This window comes from Pseudomonas sp. IT-93MI4, from assembly GCF_949767635.1.
GTDB classification, from domain to species: domain Bacteria; phylum Pseudomonadota; class Gammaproteobacteria; order Pseudomonadales; family Pseudomonadaceae; genus Aquipseudomonas; species Aquipseudomonas putida_A.
In genome coordinates this window covers 159,510-176,333 of record NZ_CATKPP010000011.1, presented here as the reverse complement: position 1 = coordinate 176,333, position 16,824 = coordinate 159,510, and the positions used below count along the sequence as shown (strand labels likewise).

Here is a 16,824-nt window from a genome sequence, read left to right as displayed (position 1 = left end):
TGTGGGAGCTGGCTTGCCAGCGATGACGCCCTAACAGCCAACCCCCCTCCAACTGACCAAACCCAATCCAACTGTGGGAGCGAGCTTGCTCGCGAAGACGACCTTCCAGCCAACTCATCTCTCTCAGACTGCATACCATCCACTTGTAGGAGTGAGCCCGCTCGCGATGACGGCCCGACAGCCGACCAATATCTACCGGCTTGTGGGAGCTGACCTACCAGCGATGACAGCTCAAAAGCCAACCATTCCCCAACTGACCAAACCCAATCCAACTGTGGGAGCGGGCTTGCTCGCGAAGGCGTCCATTCAGCCAAATCATCATCAACTGACCCACTGCATTCGCGAGCAAGCCCGCTCCCACAGGTTTTTGCAGTGATGCTAGCTACTGCAGCGGCCCCATCACCTGCCGATACCGCTCCACCCCCTGCGCCGTCTCCCGCGTCAACCTTACCTCCAACCCCAACGGATCCTCCCGCCGATTCCCACTCAACTGCCGCCACCCCTTATCCACCTCCCAAACCCGCACCTGCACATCACTCACCCCCTGCAACACCGCCACCCCAGCCCCCGGCGCCGGCAACGGATACCGACTGCGCGCCTCAGCCACCGCCCGATACAACGTATCCCCCTTGACCCACCAACGTACCCGCTGCAAAGCCCCAGGCTGATCCGCCGCACTGCGAATAATATCCAGCCGAAACCCCTTGCTGTCACTGCTCCGCACCGTCAGCGCAGGCGGCGCACTCGGCGGCTCATCATCCACGCCAACCTTCTTCGGCTCACTCAACTCCACGCCCGCACGCATCTCCACATCACGCTGCAACTGATTCAACGCCCGCAACAAACGATCACTCTGCTCACTGCTCGCCTGCAAATGACTGTCCGCCCGCGTCACACTGTCCAGCCCGCGCCAGGCAATCAAACTGACCACCGCCATCAGCAGAATCGCGACCATCACCTCGATCAGGGTAAAGCCCCGCTGATCGTTCATTGCACACTGATCCTTCCACTGGCATCACGCAGCACACTCAGCCGATTGAGCCCATCCGACAGGGTCAATTGCAGCGGCGGATTAATCCACTCGGCGTTGAGCACCACCTTCTGCTTCGGCTCCACCCGCACCTCCAGCTTCGGGCTCTGCCAGGTGCGCGGCCGCAACTGCGGGTCATCCTTGAAATGCTCAAACCCCCGACCACCGTCACTGCGCCGACTGAACCGAAAGCCCTTGCCATCACTCAGCCACACAATCGGCCGGCCATCCGCCCGCGCCTCGGCCTGCGCCACCTGCAGCAACTGCGCCACCCGCTCGGCGTCCTTGCGCAGCAACTGCAGCGGATCCGGCTTGATACTCAGACTGATCGCCGCACTGGCGATCCCGATGATCACCAGCACCACCATCAGCTCAATCAGCGTAAAGCCCCGTTGCTTGCCCACATTCATCGGTTGCGCACTCCGTTGCGTCCAGCCCCGTCCCAAAAAAACATCCTGCACGGCCAACATGTAAGCCGTGTGAAATAAAACCGTGAGAATTGCCGCGTAGCCTGTCAGCAGGGACTAAAAGGAGATTCAGCCCATGATGCTCACCACCCGCATATCCCCCCCGCAAGCCGTCCAGGCCCTCGCACTGCTCGCCGCCCTGGTCGGCGTCGCGACCTGGTCGTCGCTGCTCCTGACCTCCGCCGAATCCCACACCCCACCAGCGCCTCCACAAATGCTCGCGGCACGCAGTGATACCCCGGCGTTGCAGTGGTTTTCCAACCAGACGGCGCCGGTGGACATCAAGGTGAGCGGGGTGATGGCGGGGAGTCGCGGGGCGGTGGCGATTCTGAGTTTGAACGATGGACCGCCGAGGAGTTTTTTGCAGGGGGAGAGGGTGGGGCCTGGGGTTAAGTTGGTGGCGGTGGAGGGGGATGGGGTGGTGATTGAGCAGGGGGGGGAGAGGGTGAGGTTGGGGGTGGAGAAGTTGGGGGAGGGGGTGGTTTTGCCGAGCCTTATGAGGCCCTGATCTGTAGGGTTGAAGTCGTTATTTTTGCCGTTCAGTTGAATGTCGGTTCAAAGGCCTGCAAAAGCAGGAAACCGAGACGCAAGCGATTGCTTGTTTTCCGCTCCCGGGCTGATACGGCTCGTCGAAAATGTCCGCTATCGGCCATGAGCGGACATTCGACCAGGGGTGGATTCTTCTATGGAATGGGCAATGGAAATTTATGGTTGGTTGCTCGTTCTCTTCCAGTCTCGACTATATTGACTAATATTGTCGGCACACCATTGGCCAAAAATAGCGCTAAAAAAAATACAAATTGTTTAGGCTCGTTCAAGGGGATTTATGGAAACGCCGGGGAGAAACGACCCATGTTGGTGTGAGTCGGGAAAGAAATACAAGCACTGCCATCGAGATAAAGACAAGCATCCAGCGGTTGAGACTTATACCCTGTTTCAAACTTTAGGATCCTTTAAAAAAAACAAAAAGTGCAGCGTCCCGGAATCGCTCTTGCATGAGTGTTCGAATAAGATAATTAAAGCACACACAGTATCAAAAAGTTCATCCTTGAAGGCGATAGCTAAAGACGGTCATGTGCTAAAAATATCTGTAGGCCTACAGCTCAATGCTGCGCCAAAAATAATTCTTGAAGAGGTCGGGATAAATAACGCGTCTACCTTCTCAGGTTTTTGCTCTGTACATGACAAAAAAATATTCTCACCAATCGAAGATCAGCCGTTCAATTCTTCGCCTCTTCATTGCTTTCTAGTGACTTATAGGGGTATAGCCAAAGAATTATTTAGCAAGGATTATGCATCAAAAACATTTGAATTGATGAAAACCCTCGATGGAGGTAAAAGCCTCCCTCAGCAGGTAGCAATCCAAGCCGCATCAAGTTCGCTGGGCAATAACAATAGTTTAACGATAGGGGATTTGAAGCAGATAAAATCAAAGCTCAATACGATGTTGATACATAATGACTATTCTGATTTTAACTATACAGTTTTTACACTTGAATCTCCGCCACCAATAATGGGGAGTGCAATGGTTGGCCCAACGTTTGATTTCGACGGTCACAAAGCTCAAGAAATTTCAAACGATAAAAACAGCGTGCCGGATTACATCGCTATTAATTCATTTTCCAGTGAAGGGAAAGGGTATATCGTTTTGTCGTGGCTATCCGAGCACTCTTTAACCTGCAATAAACTGATTAGGCAGTTTCTAGATAAAAAACTCACAGCCGATAGCTTGGCGGCTTTCATGATTTTACTTATCGAGAACTTCTATATTTCGCCAGCCTGGTACTCTTCGCTTGATGACGACACTCAGAGATTAATAAAAAGTCTTTATTCGCAAGGCATAGATTGTTATACATATGGCGAATCGATAAGCATTTCTCGCCCTTTGTATTTTCCAACAATAACAAATGTTGTGATGGTGCCGATGATTTAACTAGAAGTACCGTCAGGACTCGTCTTTCCATAATTGATCGCAAGTGGTGGCTGCCATCCTGCAACTGGCCCAACGTGTACTTTCACACCTCTAGCGAATTGCTCTTGTAGGTATGGAGCTCCTCTGTACAAAATAACATTACAATCTTTTTCCAGCTCTTTGTACAAAGAGTTATCGCTACCACAGCTGTACAGTAGTGCCACCTTAAGCACACTTTTCCTGCTTTTTGCCAGTACTTTCACATACAGATCACTTGAATCATCCGTAAACTCAACTTCCCATCCAGCGCCTCTTAAAGGGCGTACTAAATCGTCTATGCAATCCTTCATAAGCAGCGCTGTTCGAAGGGTCGCTCCGTCGTCGGTTGGCAGGATAGGGACCAATTTTCCGTTTTCGTGATAATTTTTTTCCTCCATGAGTTTTATGACCATTTGAGCGGAGCCATGGAGAATCGCTTGTTGCCATAAGAGTTCGCTGTCTTTGTTCGTCGCCGGAAACAGAAGTGGGGCTGAATTATCTTGGTGGTACCAAGACTGAATTACACCCACAGTAGATATAGCAACAATCAATCGAGACAAATTTGCCTGTTGCCATTCAGGCGAAAGCCCATGTGCAAAGAGATGTCTGTTTAGACGGGCCGCACCTTTGTATCCGTCCGTGTTTTTGTAAAATGAATCTTGCAACCACCTTCTGAATGTTTCAAAAGAAAAAACCATCTCGTCCATGCAGAACAGGTATTCAGTGGTTTTGTAGTTCCTGGGAGTCCACATTCCTTCGAAGTGAAGCTCGGCGGCATTACTGATTGCTCCAGCGACAGCTCTATTCACTCTTTCCATGGTCGCTAACGATTGGGCTTCCTTGGGAAGTATTTTTGTAATTGCGCCTTCAATGGCAGGGATGAGCGCCGCTATACTTGCCGATTTATAACCGGCGTAAAATGCCAAATACGCTTCTCTTGCCAATGGGCGGATATCAGCGAGGCATGACGCTCCGACCATTATTTGCTCAATGCAGGCAGCTTCGAAAGAAAGCGTATAAATGGTGGAAGTATGATAATTGAACAGCTTTATCGCGTCCTCCGCGGTTCGGTGCTCACAGTCATTAAGAATTCTTGTCACGTCTTCTCTACATACCCAGAACGGGGAGAACCATTCGAGCTTTTCCCAAATTGCTGCCGTCTTTGAATATGACTCGTTCCTTTTAATCCAATCTTCTCGGCTCGCTTCTGTGATCACCGGAAAACATGCGCTTCCGTGCTGAGTATGAATTATCACGCTATCGGTCGTTCCAAATCTCCCCACATTTTTGCGTACAACTCCGGAGACGGTTAAACCTTTCGCCACCGCCCAGCTTTCAATTTCTTCCAGATTTACTTTATCTTGGTCGGAGTTTTTAAATCTAGCCCACATGCCGCTGAACACACATTCCAAAGTTTTCCTTTCCATTATTTTCTCCAAGAGCACCAGAACGAGTCGTTCGACATTGGCAGACCTGACACAGTCGCGCTCAGATTGACGAGGGTAAAGATATATCATCGTCGTTTGAGGCTGAGAGGTTGTGGTCGGTTGCGGCTCCTTGCCAAAGACAGAAATCGGCCAAAGCTGGCACTAAGGTTTGGTTACGGTACGCGGTTTAATCCGTGCGAACGAGCCACTACTTAAGCAAATATTCGAGTAAATTCCTCATTAATTTTTTTATTTGATTTGTTGGTATCTTTGCCTCGAAGCCATTTCTATCCGCAAAACAAAAGCCTTCGCATGGTCGGTGATCATTTGGAAAAGGGCTTACCCTACAATGAGCGACAGCGTTTCGTAGGTGCCGTATTATCTCCCTCAAAGTTAACTCTTTTGACTCTTTGTTTGCACCTGCATTGACAATACAGTCTTGGTCAAACCCCCAAGCCTCCAATTCTTGGATGGAGATATCAGGTATCAACTCCCCCATTCTTTCATGTGGGAAAAACAAAAGCCCGATGAGTCCATTCAGTAATTGCGTGGTTTCATACTCACCATTGTATGTGTCAATTAACTCTAGACTGCGCTGCATGAAGACTTGTTCAAAATTGTTGAAGTAGCTCATGTAGTTACCTATGGTATATTCTTAACGGATAATTTAGCCGTCCGAGCAGAGAATATAATAAGTCATGGTATTTTTAGGTATTGCGGTACCTTTGAGTCCATTCCTCATCAAGCATTTTCAATTTTTTCTTGTTTAAGCCCCTACTCCAAGGTAGTCGACGCCATTCTGCGTGGCGAAGAGTATTTGTAAGATGCCTCGCTCTTCTCAGAGCCCCCCAACCACCTAGCCTCCGAACCTCGGCACTTAACCTGGCGCGATTCAGATGACCAGAGCGCGCTTTAGCGTCTGCGGCTGTGATCAGTTCATAAGGTGGTAGATCTTCAAGTCTCGCCGCTTCAGCCCAAAGTAAGTCGATCATCATGAGGCATCGCCGCCGAATTCCATCGTGGCAAACCAACCATGTAGTAATTTCGCTACGAAGACGGTCGTGCCTCAACTCTTCGTCGTTGGGCCCAATAGATCCGTAGCATTTAAGGTAATCAGAATTACCGTCTAGCAAAGTGCGAAGAGGTGCTCCCTGCCTCAGCAGTTCTGTGCCAAAAATCGGATAGATTTCATCAATTTTTATATGGCCTTTAAGGATTCTTGAACATAAATCACTAAGCATGCCACAAACATTACGAACGGACGCCTGAGCCCATGAGGATGCGATGTCGCTAGAGGATGATTTTAAAAGCTCGCGTAATTCTTGAAGTTTTACATGATGAGCAATCTGATAATAGTCTTGTGCCTTCCGTCCAAGAAATACAATTGTGGCCCAGTCGCCTTGGAGTTCGGTCCATCTACGTCGGTACATCTCCGCCCAATCCAACCTTTGTTGTTGTCGCTGTCCAGACAGTATTCTTACCTGAGCTCCTCCCACCACTACCAAAAGTATAGTTGCTAATGCAGTTAGCTCGGCATCCGTCATAATTTTCCCGCCATCTGTTTTCGCCACCAATAGGCGGATGATGGCCAATGATCGAAAGAACCGCAATCGGCATCTGAATTTGGAGACCTGCGCCTCGCCTTAAGTCGTCCCACCGTTTCTAGATTGTTCCGATTCGCAATTTTTGGCCGTCAGCAGCGCTTGCGACGTCCGCTTTTGGCCGAAAGGAGCCATCGGGTGTGAAATGTAGCTCAACTCACGCAAATCAGCTGACCCGCTGAGGAATGGATTTATTCAGGGGAGATTTCCGCAGTAAGGTCTCGGTAAACACCAACGTTTAAAAATACATCTCCAGACACTCTCCCAGGCTACACATCCTTGCGCCTTTGCCTACAGCTACGCCAGAATCCGCCGGCTTGTGCGCCTTGGGGGCGGGTTCTATCGTGGTTCGGTCGCTGAATGTTCAGTGACCGGGTTTAGCAGCTCGCCAATTTTCAAGGCACGCAGGTTCCGCCATAACGTTATGGTGGCTTTGCGTGGGGCACTTCGGTGCGCCGGGATCCTTGAGCCTGGTCTGCTAACCCGCGTAAAGCCGCCACCTCTTCGTTTAGCAGCGATGGCTGACGGCTCCATTTCTCAAGGAGCTTCACCATGATCAAACCTACACCCAACCCACCCGAAACCGCCTCGGTTTCCCCCTACGAATCCATCGATTCCAAAAAACTCCACGAAGCCGCCGACCGCGCCCTCGACCATTACCTCTGTCCGCCCGGTTCCACGCCGCCGCCACGTAAACACCGTGGGATGTATGCCGTGACGGCGGACAACAAAACCGAAGAGCTGCTGGCGGATGCCAGTGAAACACTCGCTTCGGCCAAAACCCTCGCGCAGAACATCGCCAGCTTGTTGCCGGTGTCGCAGCGGCACGCGCTGGCGGGGATTGCGCAGTTGATCATGCTGGGGGAGTTGGCGGTGAATCGGGCGTTGGATAATTTGCAGTTGCCGGGGTGATGTAGGTGTCGGAGACACTTGGTGATTGATTGGGTGTTCATTCTGGCGCCTTCGCGAGCAAGCTCGCTCCCACAGGGTTTCAGGCTGATTGCGGGTATCGTGTGGGACATGCGTTGTTTTTGTTGCCTGAGATGTTTGTGAAGGGTTGCCGGAGGCTGCGATCTTTTTGAGTTTAAAAAACAAGATCAAAAGATCGCAGCCTTCGGCAGCTCCTACAGGGGGCGATTTAGTAGGGTTTCCAGGCGGGCCAGGGGTGGGGCGTCCTGGTTGCGGTTGAAGACTTGGATGGCGACTTTGAGTAAGCGGCCATTTTCAGCCGTGGCGATGGCTTGTTCGCAGCGCAGTAGCAGGCGTCCTTGGTCACAGTCCTGCGCTTTTAGTCCTATCGGTAATCGAGCTTCCAGTTGCAGTTCAGCCATGCGCGTTTGCGCCGCGATCATGGCAATCGAGCGGTCCCGGAGAACTCCGCTGCTTTGGGTCATCAACCCCGCCACGCGCACGGCCGCCGACATCGCCACGGCAATGATCGCCAGCGCCACCAGCACTTCAATCAGGGTGAATCCGCTTTCTCGGGAATGCGTCGGCATAACAGGCCCAAAACCCAAACACAGCCCTCGACCCTAACCCCCGTCCTTGACGGCTTGACGACGAAAACTCCCGAGGATTTTCAACATCCCTGACATATCTTCTTGCAACACTGCGCGTCGAATCGAATCAAGCCAAGGGAATGTCGAGATGGATATCGCGCAGTTCAAACAGCCCGGACGACCGAGCCGGATGCCCCGTGGGCAGCAGGGTTTTACCCTGATCGAGATCATGGTGGTGGTGGTGATTCTCGGGATTCTGGCGGCGATGGTGGTGCCCAAGGTGCTGGATCGGCCGGATCAGGCGCGGGCCACGGCGGCGAAGCAGGATATTGGTGGTTTGATGCAGGCGCTGAAGTTGTATCGCCTCGATCACGGCACTTATCCGAACATGACTCAGGGTTTGAAAGTGCTGGTGGAGCGCCCGGCGGATGCGAAGAACAGCAACTGGCGTTCGTACCTGGAGCGTCTGCCGAATGACCCGTGGGGTCGTCCTTATCAGTACCTCAACCCCGGCGCGAATGGCGAGATCGATATCTTTTCCCTCGGTGCCGACGGTCAGCCTGACGGCGACGGCGTGAATGCCGATATCGGTTCCTGGCAGCTGTAAGGCCGGTGATGAACAGCCAATCGAACCAGCAGGGGATGGCGATCATCAGCGCGCTGTTGATTGCGGCGGTGGTCGCGGTGATTGCGGCGGGGATGTTGACCCGGCAGAGCGTTTCGACCCGTGCACTGGAGGCGGATCAGCAGCGGGTGCAGGGGCGGTGGGTGTTGCACGGCGGTCTTGAAATCAGCCGGCAATTGCTCTGGGATGCGCGGCAGCGTGATCCGTTGACCCGGCTCGATCAGCCGTGGGCGCAGCGCTTGAATGCGCAGGGTTTCGAGGGGCGGCTGGAGGATGAGCAGGGCAAGTTCAATCTGCGCAATCTGGTGGCCAACGAGCGTGTCGATGAAGCGCAGGTGCAGGCGTTTCAGCGGCTGTGCGAGTTGATCGGCATCAGCGCCGGGTTGAGTCAGCGCATCAGTCAGCGGGTGATCGGTTCTTATCCGTACCTGTTGAATCCGCAGATTGCCGAAAACACCACGAGCAAAAACGCCTTTGACAGTGGCCGCGCCACGTCGCCGAATGCGTCGCGCAAGCCGCAGAATCCGAAGTTGCCGATGCTGCGCAGTGTCGATGATCTGCGCAGCGTCGAGGGCGTGAATGACGCGGTCATTGGCAAACTGGCGCCGTACCTGACGGTGATTCCGGCGACCACCTGGCTCAATGGCAATACCGCCACTGCACCGGTGTTGGCCGCGTATGTGCCGGGGTTGTCGCTGGAGCGGGCGCAGGCGCTGATCAATGAGCGCGATGCCGGGCGCTGGTTCATCAACCGTGGCGATTTCGTCAACCGCTTGCGCATGCCCAATCTGGAGCTGACCAGCGTCAAGGTCGGCATCACCAGCGACTGGTTTCGTCTGCGCGGCGAGGCGCGGTGTGATCAACGCCGAGTCAGCCTCGATGCGTTGTTGCACCGCAGCGAGGATCGTCTGCCACAAGTGATCTGGTCGCGGGTGGGCGTATGAGTCAGTTGCGTGTGAGTTTGCCGCCACTGGCGCAGTTAAGTCTCGACAGTGAATTGGACTGTGCGTGGCTGGACCGGCAGGGGCAGGTCATTCGTGAGCAGCGCCTGACTTTTAGCCAACTGGGGCAGTCACCCAAGCAGCCACCGCTCAGCGTTTTTCTGCATCCGGCGGATAGCCTGCTGGCGAGCATCGACCTGCCGCCATTGCCGGCGAAAAAGACCGCAGCGGCGGTGCAATGCGCGGCGCAGGCCTTGATGCTCGGCGACTGCAATGACATGCACATCGCTCACAGTTCGCGGGATGAATCGGGGCAGGTGCAGATCGCCTGGGCGCCGCGTCAGCGTTTGCAGCATCTGGGGCAACTGCTGAAACAGGCCGGTCTGAATCTGCGCGGTCTGTACCCGGCGGCATACCGCTTGCCGGTGCTGCCGGGCACGGTGGCTTGTCGGCAGGACGGCCATTTGTTGCTGCGTGAAAGCGTGCAGGTGGCGCGGGTGCAGCCGCTGTTCGACGAGGAGATTGGTGATTGGCTGTTGAGCTGCGGCACGCCGTTGCACTGGATCGGTTCTGCACCGCCGCCGGATGCGCAATTGCCGATGGCCGAGGCGCAGCGCTGGGTCGGGCCGTTGCCCGGTTGGGGCTTGCAGGGTGCGGTGCAACAGCAGCGCAGCGAGCATCGCGGTTGGGGCCGGGCGTTGGGGCTTTGCGCCTTGGCGGTGGCGGTGTGGGTGATCGGCCTGAACCTGTATGCCGCCCGCGAAGCCAGACAGGGCCAGCAGCTCAAGGCACAGATGGCGCTGCGGGTGAAGCAGGCGTTCCCCGAGTTGCCGGTGATCCTCAATCCGTTGCAGCAGGCGCGTCAGCAATTGGCGGCGCGGCAGAAGGGTGCGGCGGAGGATCCGGCGCAGCCGTTCAATCGACTGGTGTTGCAGGCCGGCAGTGGCATGCCGTTCATGGCCGGCACGGTCGAGCGCCTGACGTTTGTCGATGGCACCTTGCAGTTGAGTCTGCTGGCGGATGCCCGGCGCAGCGCCAATGACAAGGACAAGGATTGGCAAGCCGCATTGGCCCAGGTCGGGATCAGTGCGACGGCCGATGATGAAGGCTGGCTGCTGCGCCCGAGCGACGAAGTCACCACCCCCGACGAAAGCGCTGACGACAGCGGAGCAGAAGATGAATAAGGCATCGCTCGCGGTTTATCGCGTCCGCTGGCAGCGTTTCAGCGCTCAGCTTCAGGCGCGTTGGCAAGCGCTGGCCCTGCGTGAGAAACGCATGGTCGGCGGCATGGCGGTGGTGCTGCTGTCGCTGTTGGTGTGGGTCGCGCTGATCCAGCCGCCGCTGAAAAAAATCACTTACTGGCAAAGCGAAACGCCGAAGTTACGCGCCCAGACCGAAGCCCTTGAAGTGCTGTTGCGCGAGGTCAGCGTACGTCCGCAAGGGCAAAGTCTCGCGCAGTCGCTTGAGCAGACGCTACTGGCTGCCGGTCTGGCCGGGCACTATCAATTGCAGGCCGGGGAGGCCGGCGCCTGGCAGTTGACGTTCGACGCGGCGCCGGCCGATGCCGTGCTCGACTGGCTGCTGAGCACTCCGGCACAGCTTTCTCTGCAAGTGGTCGAGGCCCGTCTGCAACGCGCCGACAACGCTTCGACCGAAGTCACTGCCGGCACATTGTCAGGCACCGTTCGCATGGATCAGGCGCTGGGCGCTAAGGAAGCTTCATGAAGGGGTCAGGATCCAAACCGGCGCGCATGGCGTTACCGATGCTGCTGATGGCATTGAGCGCGTGCAGCAACACCACCACGCCGCCGAACCAGCCGCCGTTGCTGGTGGACAGCGAACTCGGCCGTCCATTGGCCAACACCCAACGCAGCGGCGATGCGCTGCTCGATCGTCAGCGCGCCCAGGTACAAGCGGCGCCGCAACCACGGCAGATGCACAACATCACCGAACGCGCGCGCAGTGGCGGCGTCCCGCGCGGTAGCACACTGCCGAGCAATCCGCTGGGCGAGCAGCCGGTGACGCTGAATTTTGTCGATGCCGATATTCAAGCGGTGGTGCGCGCGTTGTCGCGTTCCACCGGCCAGCAGTTTCTGGTCGACCCTCGGGTCAAGGGCAGCCTGACGCTGGTCTCGGAAGGTCAGGTGCCGGCACGCCAGGCTTATGACATGTTGCTCGCGGCGTTGCGCATGCAGGGTTTCAGCGTGGTCGATGTCGGTGGCGTCGCCCAAGTGGTGCCGGAAGCCGATGCGAAACTGCTCGGCGGGCCGATCTACAGCCCGGACAAACCGGCTGGGAACGGCATGCTCACCCGTACCTTTCGCCTGCAATACGAGAACGCGGTAAACCTGATTCCGGTGCTGCGCCCGATCGTGTCGCCGAACAACCCGATCAATGCCTACCCCGGCAACAACACCATCGTCGTCACCGATTACGCCGAGAACCTGACCCGCGTCGCCCAGTTGATCCAGACCATAGACACCCCGAGCGCGATCGACACCGACGTGGTGCAGATCCAGAACGGCATCGCCGCCGACATCGCGCCGATGGTTGCGGATCTGCTCGACGCGCCGGGCAATGACCCGACGCAGAAAATCGCGGTGATCGGCGACCCGCGTTCCAACACCATCATCATCCGCGCCGGCAGCCCCGAGCGCACCGAGCTGGCGCGCAACCTGATCTACAAACTCGACAACGCGCAGAGCAATCCGAGCAACCTGCACGTGGTTTATTTGCGTAACGCGCAAGCGGCGAAACTGGCGCAGGCCTTGCGCGGTTTGCTCACCGGCGAGAGCGACAGCGGCACCAGCGACAGTGCGCGCTCGGTGCTCAGTGCCATGGGCAGCAACGGCAACAACAATGGCGGATCGAGTGCGCAGAGTGGCACGCAAACCAGTGGCACCTCGACCACGTCAAGTACTGGCAGCACCGGCGGTAGTTACGCGCAGGGCAGCAGTTCGACCGGCAGCGGCGGCAATCAGGCCAGTGAGCAGAACGTTGCGTTCAGCGCTGGCGGGGTGACGATTCAGGCTGACGCGACCACCAACACCTTGCTGATATCCGCGCCGGAGCCGTTGTATCGCAACCTGCGCGAAGTGATTGATCTGCTCGACCAGCGCCGCGCGCAAGTGGTGATCGAGAGCCTGATTGTTGAAGTTGGCGAGGACGATGCCAGCGAATTCGGTGTGCAGTGGCAGACCGGCAATCTCGGCGGTAAAGGTGTGATCGGCGGGGCGAATCTTGGCGGATCGGGGATCAACCTCAACGGCAAGACCAGTCTCGATGTGCTGCCGCAGGGTTTGAACCTCGGTTACGTCAACGGCACCGTCGACATTCCCGGCATCGGCAAGATTCTCGACCTCAAGGTGCTGGCCCGGGCGCTGAAGAGCAAGGGTGGCACCAACGTGCTGTCGACGCCGAACCTGCTGACCCTCGATAACGAAGCGGCGAGCATTTTTGTCGGCCAGACCATTCCTTTTGTCAGCGGCAGCTACGTGACTGGCGGCGGTGGCACCAGCAACAACCCGTTCCAGACCGTGACCCGGGAAGAGGTGGGGTTGAAGCTGAACGTGCGGCCGCAGATTTCCGAGGGCGGCACGGTCAAGCTCGATATCTATCAGGAGGTCAGCAGCATCGACGAACGTGCGTCGGCCAGCGCGACGTCGGCGGGGATCGTCACCAACAAGCGCGCGATCGACACCAGCATCTTGCTCGACGACGGCCAGATCATGGTCCTCGGCGGCTTGCTGCAGGACGGCTACAGCCAGAGCAATGAAGCGGTGCCATGGCTGGGAACCCTGCCGGGGATCGGCGCGCTGTTTCGCAACGAACGCCGGGCGATCACCAAGACCAACCTGATGGTGTTCCTGCGCCCGTACATCATCCGCGACAGCGAAGCGGGGCGCAGCATCACCCTCAACCGCTACGACTTCATGCGCCGCGCCCAGGGCGGCCTGCAACCGGAACGCAGCTGGGCAATGCCGGACATGCAGGCGCCGCAGTTGCCAACGGCGGCGCAGGGGGTGCCGAGCCCAGTTCCTGCTTCGGGACCTCGCGCGACGATCAAAGCGGTGCCGATCGAAGGGAGCACGCGCTTTTGAATCCGACCCTCAATCTGAGAAGTAACCCTGTAGTGAGGGGATTTATCCCCGATGGGCAGCGAAGCGGCCCCAAAACCTATGCACGCGGTCAGTCAGATGTATTCGGATATCAGGTTTCGGGGCTGCTGCGCAGCCCATCGGGGATAAATCCCCTCACCACAAGAATTCCCCTCACCATAGAGAGCCGGGGCGACGCTGGACCTGTAGGAGCTGCCGAAGGCTGCGATCTTTTGCTTTGGCTTTTTTCAATGTCGCTGAAGATCAAGATCAAAAGACCGCAGCCTGCGGCAGCTCCTACGCGGGATTGTATTGTCATGGGGGGAGGGTGTAGATGAGTTCACTGCCCTACGCCTGGGCCAAGGCCCAGCGCATTCTGTTGTGCGACGGCGTGCTGACGGTGTGCCCATCGACCCCCGGCTGGTCGATCAGCGAGGTGCGGCGGCAGTTCGGTGAGACGTCGCTCAAGCGCGTGCGCGACGATGAACTCGACGGCCTGCTCGCCACGGCCTACGCCGACACCGGCAGCGCCGCCGCTGTGGTTGGCGCAGCAGAAAACGAAGTCGACCTCGACCGGCTGATGCAGGACATGCCGGAAATCACCGACCTGCTCGACACCCAGGACGGTGCGCCGGTAATCCGCATGATCAACGCCTTGCTCACCCAGGCCGCACGCGATGAGGCCAGCGACATTCATATCGAACCGTTCGAAACCCATTCGGTGGTGCGCTACCGGGTCGACGGCACCCTGCGCGACGTGGTCTCGCCGCGCAAGGCGCTGCATGGCGCGCTGGTGTCGCGGATCAAGATCATGGCGCAACTCGACATCGCCGAAAAACGCTTGCCGCAGGATGGTCGTATCGCGCTGCGCGTGGCTGGGCGACCGATCGATATTCGCGTGTCGACCGTGCCCACCGGGCATGGCGAGCGGGTGGTGATGCGCTTGCTCGACAAACAGGCCGGGCGTCTGCACCTGGAAACCCTCGGCATGGACGCGCAGGTGCTGGCCAGACTCGATCACCTGATCCGCCAGCCCCACGGTATCGTGCTGGTCACCGGCCCGACCGGCAGCGGCAAGACCACCAGCCTCTACGCCGCGCTGGCACGCCTCGATGCCAGCACCAGCAACATCCTCACCGTCGAAGACCCGGTGGAATACGACCTGCCGGGGATCAGCCAGATTCAGGTCAACGCCAAGATCGACATGACCTTCGCCCTGGCATTGCGGGCGATCCTGCGGCAAGACCCGGACATCATCATGATCGGCGAAATCCGCGATCTGGAAACCGCCCAAATCGCCGTGCAGGCTTCGCTCACCGGGCACCTGGTGCTGGCGACGCTGCACACCAACGACGCGGTGTCGGCGGTCAACCGCTTGATCGACATGGGTGTCGAGCCGTTTCTGCTCGCTTCGTCGATGCTCGGCGTTCTGGCCCAGCGGCTGGTGCGGCGCCTTTGCAAAGAGTGCAAACAGGAAGATTCGGCAGCGCCGGGCACCTGGCGCCCGGTGGGCTGCGCCGCCTGCAATCACACCGGCTACAGCGGCCGTACCGGTATCCACGAATTGTTCTGCATCGACGACGACATCCGCACCCTGATTCACCAGGGGGCAGGGGAGCAGGCCTTGCGTGCGGCAGCGTCCAAGGCCGGGATGTTCAGCCTGCGCGAGGACGGCGAGCGCTGGATTCGCAGCGGCGCCACCGCCCCTGAAGAAATCCTCCGTGTGACTCGGGACGCCTGATGAATCGCTATCGTTTTGAAGCCGCCGACGCTACCGGCAAGATCGAGTCCGGGCATCTGGAAGCAGACAGTCAGGGCGCGGCGTTCGGCGTGTTGCGCAGCCGTGGGTTGACCGCGTTGTCGGTGCACAAGGAGAGCAACGTCGCCCAGCATGGCGGCGGCGGTCTGTTCAGTGCGCGTATGTCGGATAACGATCTGGCCTGGGCCACCCGGCAACTGGCGAGCCTGCTCGGTGCCAGCCTGCCGCTGGAAGCAGCGCTCAGCGCGACGGTGGAACAGACCGAGAAAAAACACATCGCCCACACCCTCAGTGCGGTGCGCGCCGATGTGCGCAGCGGCATGCGTCTGGCCGAGTCGCTGGCGGCGCGACCACGGGATTTTCCGGAGATCTACCGCGCGTTGATCGCTGCGGGCGAGGAGTCCGGCGATCTGGCGCAGGTGATGGAGCGGCTGGCGGATTACATCGAGGAGCGCAACAACCTGCGCGGCAAGATCCTCACCGCGTTTATCTACCCCGGTGTGGTCGGGCTGGTGTCGATCGGCATTGTGATTTTCCTGCTCAGTTACGTGGTGCCGCAGGTGGTCAGTGCGTTTTCCCAGGCGCGGCAGGACTTGCCGGGACTGACGTTGGCGATGCTCACCGCCAGTGATTTCATTCGGGCGTGGGGCTGGTTGTGTGCGGCGATCATGGCAGGGGCGTTCTGGAGCTGGCGCCTGTATCTGCGCAATCCGGCGGCACGTTTGAGTTGGCATCATCGGGTGCTGAAATTGCCGCTGATCGGACGGTTCGTGTTGGGCCTGAACACCGCACGTTTCGCCTCGACCCTGGCGATTCTCGGCGGTGCCGGGGTGCCGTTGTTGCGCGCGTTGGAGGCGGCGCGGCAGACGTTATCCAATGATCGACTCAGCCTTAGCGTCAGCGACGCCACGGCCAAGGTTCGCGAAGGGGTGAATCTGGCGGCGGCGTTGCGGGTGGAGAACGTGTTTCCGCCGGTGCTGATTCACCTGATCGCCAGCGGCGAGAAAACCGGCGCACTGCCACCGATGCTCGAACGTGCGGCGCAAACGCTGTCCCGTGATATCGAACGGCGGGCGATGGGCATGACCGCATTGCTCGAACCGCTGATGATTGTGGTGATGGGCGGGGTGGTGCTGGTGATCGTGATGGCGGTGTTGTTGCCGATCATTGAGATCAACCAGTTGGTGCAGTAGCTGATTTTTCGGGTGTCTGGTCTGGCGTCATCGCGAGCAGGCTCACTCCTACAGGTGTAATGCATTTCAATTTGTAGGAGTGAGCCTGCTCGCGATGACGCCGGCCGAAACAGCAAAAAATTCAAATATTTTCCCTTCAGCCTGATACTCACCCGACCCTGATTCCCCCCATCCTCGGGTTCTCCTTTCTGTCATCTGCAACCACCCCGCAACGGCTGCAGCCAGTTTCAGCCA

16 protein-coding genes are annotated in these 16,824 nt (G+C 57.5%); 10 read left to right on the top strand and 6 right to left on the bottom strand.

Annotated elements, in window-relative coordinates:
• Nucleotides 1-382 precede the first annotated feature (382 nt).
• Together ACM6I7_RS07965 and gspH are read right to left on the bottom strand one after the other, a co-directional pair.
• Nucleotides 383-991, bottom strand: a complete 609-nt coding sequence (locus ACM6I7_RS07965) for a prepilin-type N-terminal cleavage/methylation domain-containing protein (RefSeq protein WP_414888301.1) — start codon at nt 989-991, stop codon at nt 383-385.
• Nucleotides 988-1,440, bottom strand: coding sequence for a type II secretion system minor pseudopilin GspH (gene gspH / locus ACM6I7_RS07960; RefSeq protein ID WP_414888300.1), 453 nt, complete (start codon nt 1,438-1,440; stop codon nt 988-990). Before gspH ends, ACM6I7_RS07965 begins: the two co-directional genes overlap by 4 nt.
• A gap of 133 nt (nt 1,441-1,573) precedes the next feature.
• Between gspH and ACM6I7_RS07955 the strand changes: the two genes are divergently transcribed.
• Both ACM6I7_RS07955 and ACM6I7_RS07950 read left to right on the top strand, forming a co-directional pair.
• A complete protein-coding gene (locus tag ACM6I7_RS07955; protein ID WP_414888299.1) occupies nt 1,574-2,005 on the top strand; it encodes a type II secretion system protein N in 432 nt (143 codons plus the stop codon).
• Nucleotides 2,006-2,323: 318 nt separating this feature from the next.
• On the top strand, nt 2,324-3,430 hold the full coding sequence (locus tag ACM6I7_RS07950) for an SEC-C domain-containing protein (protein ID WP_414888298.1): 1,107 nt from the start codon (nt 2,324-2,326) through the stop codon (nt 3,428-3,430).
• On the opposite strand, the gene ACM6I7_RS07945 is transcribed toward ACM6I7_RS07950, so the two are convergent.
• The 3 genes from ACM6I7_RS07945 to ACM6I7_RS07935 form a co-directional block, all read right to left on the bottom strand.
• Nucleotides 3,427-4,875: a hypothetical protein gene (locus tag ACM6I7_RS07945; protein WP_414888297.1), complete on the bottom strand. Its 1,449-nt coding sequence runs from the start codon at nt 4,873-4,875 to the stop codon at nt 3,427-3,429. The two genes, ACM6I7_RS07950 and ACM6I7_RS07945, sit on opposite strands and share 4 nt — an antisense overlap.
• Before the next feature lie 208 nt (nt 4,876-5,083).
• A complete protein-coding gene (locus tag ACM6I7_RS07940) occupies nt 5,084-5,509 on the bottom strand; it encodes a HEPN family nuclease (protein WP_414888296.1) in 426 nt (141 codons plus the stop codon).
• 73 nt (nt 5,510-5,582) lie between these two features.
• Nucleotides 5,583-6,467 carry a hypothetical protein gene (locus ACM6I7_RS07935; protein WP_414888295.1) on the bottom strand — a complete coding sequence of 295 codons (885 nt, stop codon included), beginning with the start codon at nt 6,465-6,467 and terminating at the stop codon, nt 5,583-5,585.
• A 561-nt stretch (nt 6,468-7,028) separates the two neighbouring features.
• Between ACM6I7_RS07935 and ACM6I7_RS07930 the strand changes: the two genes are divergently transcribed.
• A complete protein-coding gene (locus ACM6I7_RS07930) occupies nt 7,029-7,388 on the top strand; it encodes a DUF6124 family protein (protein ID WP_414888294.1) in 360 nt (119 codons plus the stop codon).
• Nucleotides 7,389-7,600: 212 nt separating this feature from the next.
• On the opposite strand, the gene gspI is transcribed toward ACM6I7_RS07930, so the two are convergent.
• Complete coding sequence (gene gspI / locus ACM6I7_RS07925; protein WP_414888293.1) at nt 7,601-7,975, bottom strand: type II secretion system minor pseudopilin GspI; 375 nt, start codon at nt 7,973-7,975, stop codon at nt 7,601-7,603.
• Between the two features lie 148 nt (nt 7,976-8,123).
• On the opposite strand from gspI, the gene gspG reads away from it, so the two are divergent.
• The 7 genes from gspG (at nt 8,124) to gspF (ending at nt 16,590) form a co-directional block, all read left to right on the top strand.
• The gene (gspG, locus tag ACM6I7_RS07920) at nt 8,124-8,582 is read left to right on the top strand and encodes a type II secretion system major pseudopilin GspG (protein ID WP_414888292.1); all 459 of its coding nucleotides are present in this window, start codon (nt 8,124-8,126) and stop codon (nt 8,580-8,582) included.
• Between the two features lie 8 nt (nt 8,583-8,590).
• The gene (gene gspK / locus ACM6I7_RS07915) at nt 8,591-9,544 is read left to right on the top strand and encodes a type II secretion system minor pseudopilin GspK (protein WP_414888291.1); all 954 of its coding nucleotides are present in this window, start codon (nt 8,591-8,593) and stop codon (nt 9,542-9,544) included.
• Complete coding sequence (gene gspL / locus ACM6I7_RS07910) at nt 9,541-10,725, top strand: type II secretion system protein GspL (RefSeq protein WP_414888290.1); 1,185 nt, start codon at nt 9,541-9,543, stop codon at nt 10,723-10,725. Before gspK ends, gspL begins: the two co-directional genes overlap by 4 nt.
• Nucleotides 10,718-11,266, top strand: coding sequence for a type II secretion system protein GspM (gene gspM, locus ACM6I7_RS07905; protein WP_103367889.1), 549 nt, complete (start codon nt 10,718-10,720; stop codon nt 11,264-11,266). Before gspL ends, gspM begins: the two co-directional genes overlap by 8 nt.
• Nucleotides 11,263-13,641, top strand: a complete 2,379-nt coding sequence (gspD, locus tag ACM6I7_RS07900) for a type II secretion system secretin GspD (protein WP_414888289.1) — start codon at nt 11,263-11,265, stop codon at nt 13,639-13,641. Before gspM ends, gspD begins: the two co-directional genes overlap by 4 nt.
• A 331-nt stretch (nt 13,642-13,972) precedes the next feature.
• Complete coding sequence (gene gspE / locus ACM6I7_RS07895) at nt 13,973-15,379, top strand: type II secretion system ATPase GspE (RefSeq protein ID WP_202368410.1); 1,407 nt, start codon at nt 13,973-13,975, stop codon at nt 15,377-15,379.
• Complete coding sequence (gene gspF / locus ACM6I7_RS07890) at nt 15,379-16,590, top strand: type II secretion system inner membrane protein GspF (RefSeq protein WP_414888288.1); 1,212 nt, start codon at nt 15,379-15,381, stop codon at nt 16,588-16,590. Before gspE ends, gspF begins: the two co-directional genes overlap by 1 nt.
• Nucleotides 16,591-16,824: the final 234 nt, after the last annotated feature.

Bases quoted from the DNA above. Each gene is read 5' to 3' on its own strand.
- ACM6I7_RS07965 (WP_414888301.1), bottom strand. From the start codon at position 991: ATGAACGATCAGCGGGGCTTTACCCTGATCGAGGTGATGGTCGCGATT.
- gspH (WP_414888300.1), bottom strand. From the start codon at position 1,440: ATGAATGTGGGCAAGCAACGGGGCTTTACGCTGATTGAGCTGATGGTG.
- ACM6I7_RS07955 (WP_414888299.1), top strand. From the start codon at position 1,574: ATGATGCTCACCACCCGCATATCCCCCCCGCAAGCCGTCCAGGCCCTC.
- ACM6I7_RS07950 (WP_414888298.1), top strand. From the start codon at position 2,324: ATGGAAACGCCGGGGAGAAACGACCCATGTTGGTGTGAGTCGGGAAAG.
- ACM6I7_RS07945 (WP_414888297.1), bottom strand. From the start codon at position 4,875: ATGGAAAGGAAAACTTTGGAATGTGTGTTCAGCGGCATGTGGGCTAGA.
- ACM6I7_RS07940 (WP_414888296.1), bottom strand. From the start codon at position 5,509: ATGAGCTACTTCAACAATTTTGAACAAGTCTTCATGCAGCGCAGTCTA.
- ACM6I7_RS07930 (WP_414888294.1), top strand. From the start codon at position 7,029: ATGATCAAACCTACACCCAACCCACCCGAAACCGCCTCGGTTTCCCCC.
- gspI (WP_414888293.1), bottom strand. From the start codon at position 7,975: ATGCCGACGCATTCCCGAGAAAGCGGATTCACCCTGATTGAAGTGCTG.
- gspG (WP_414888292.1), top strand. From the start codon at position 8,124: ATGGATATCGCGCAGTTCAAACAGCCCGGACGACCGAGCCGGATGCCC.
- gspK (WP_414888291.1), top strand. From the start codon at position 8,591: ATGAACAGCCAATCGAACCAGCAGGGGATGGCGATCATCAGCGCGCTG.
- gspL (WP_414888290.1), top strand. From the start codon at position 9,541: ATGAGTCAGTTGCGTGTGAGTTTGCCGCCACTGGCGCAGTTAAGTCTC.
- gspM (WP_103367889.1), top strand. From the start codon at position 10,718: ATGAATAAGGCATCGCTCGCGGTTTATCGCGTCCGCTGGCAGCGTTTC.
- gspD (WP_414888289.1), top strand. From the start codon at position 11,263: ATGAAGGGGTCAGGATCCAAACCGGCGCGCATGGCGTTACCGATGCTG.
- gspE (WP_202368410.1), top strand. From the start codon at position 13,973: ATGAGTTCACTGCCCTACGCCTGGGCCAAGGCCCAGCGCATTCTGTTG.
- gspF (WP_414888288.1), top strand. From the start codon at position 15,379: ATGAATCGCTATCGTTTTGAAGCCGCCGACGCTACCGGCAAGATCGAG.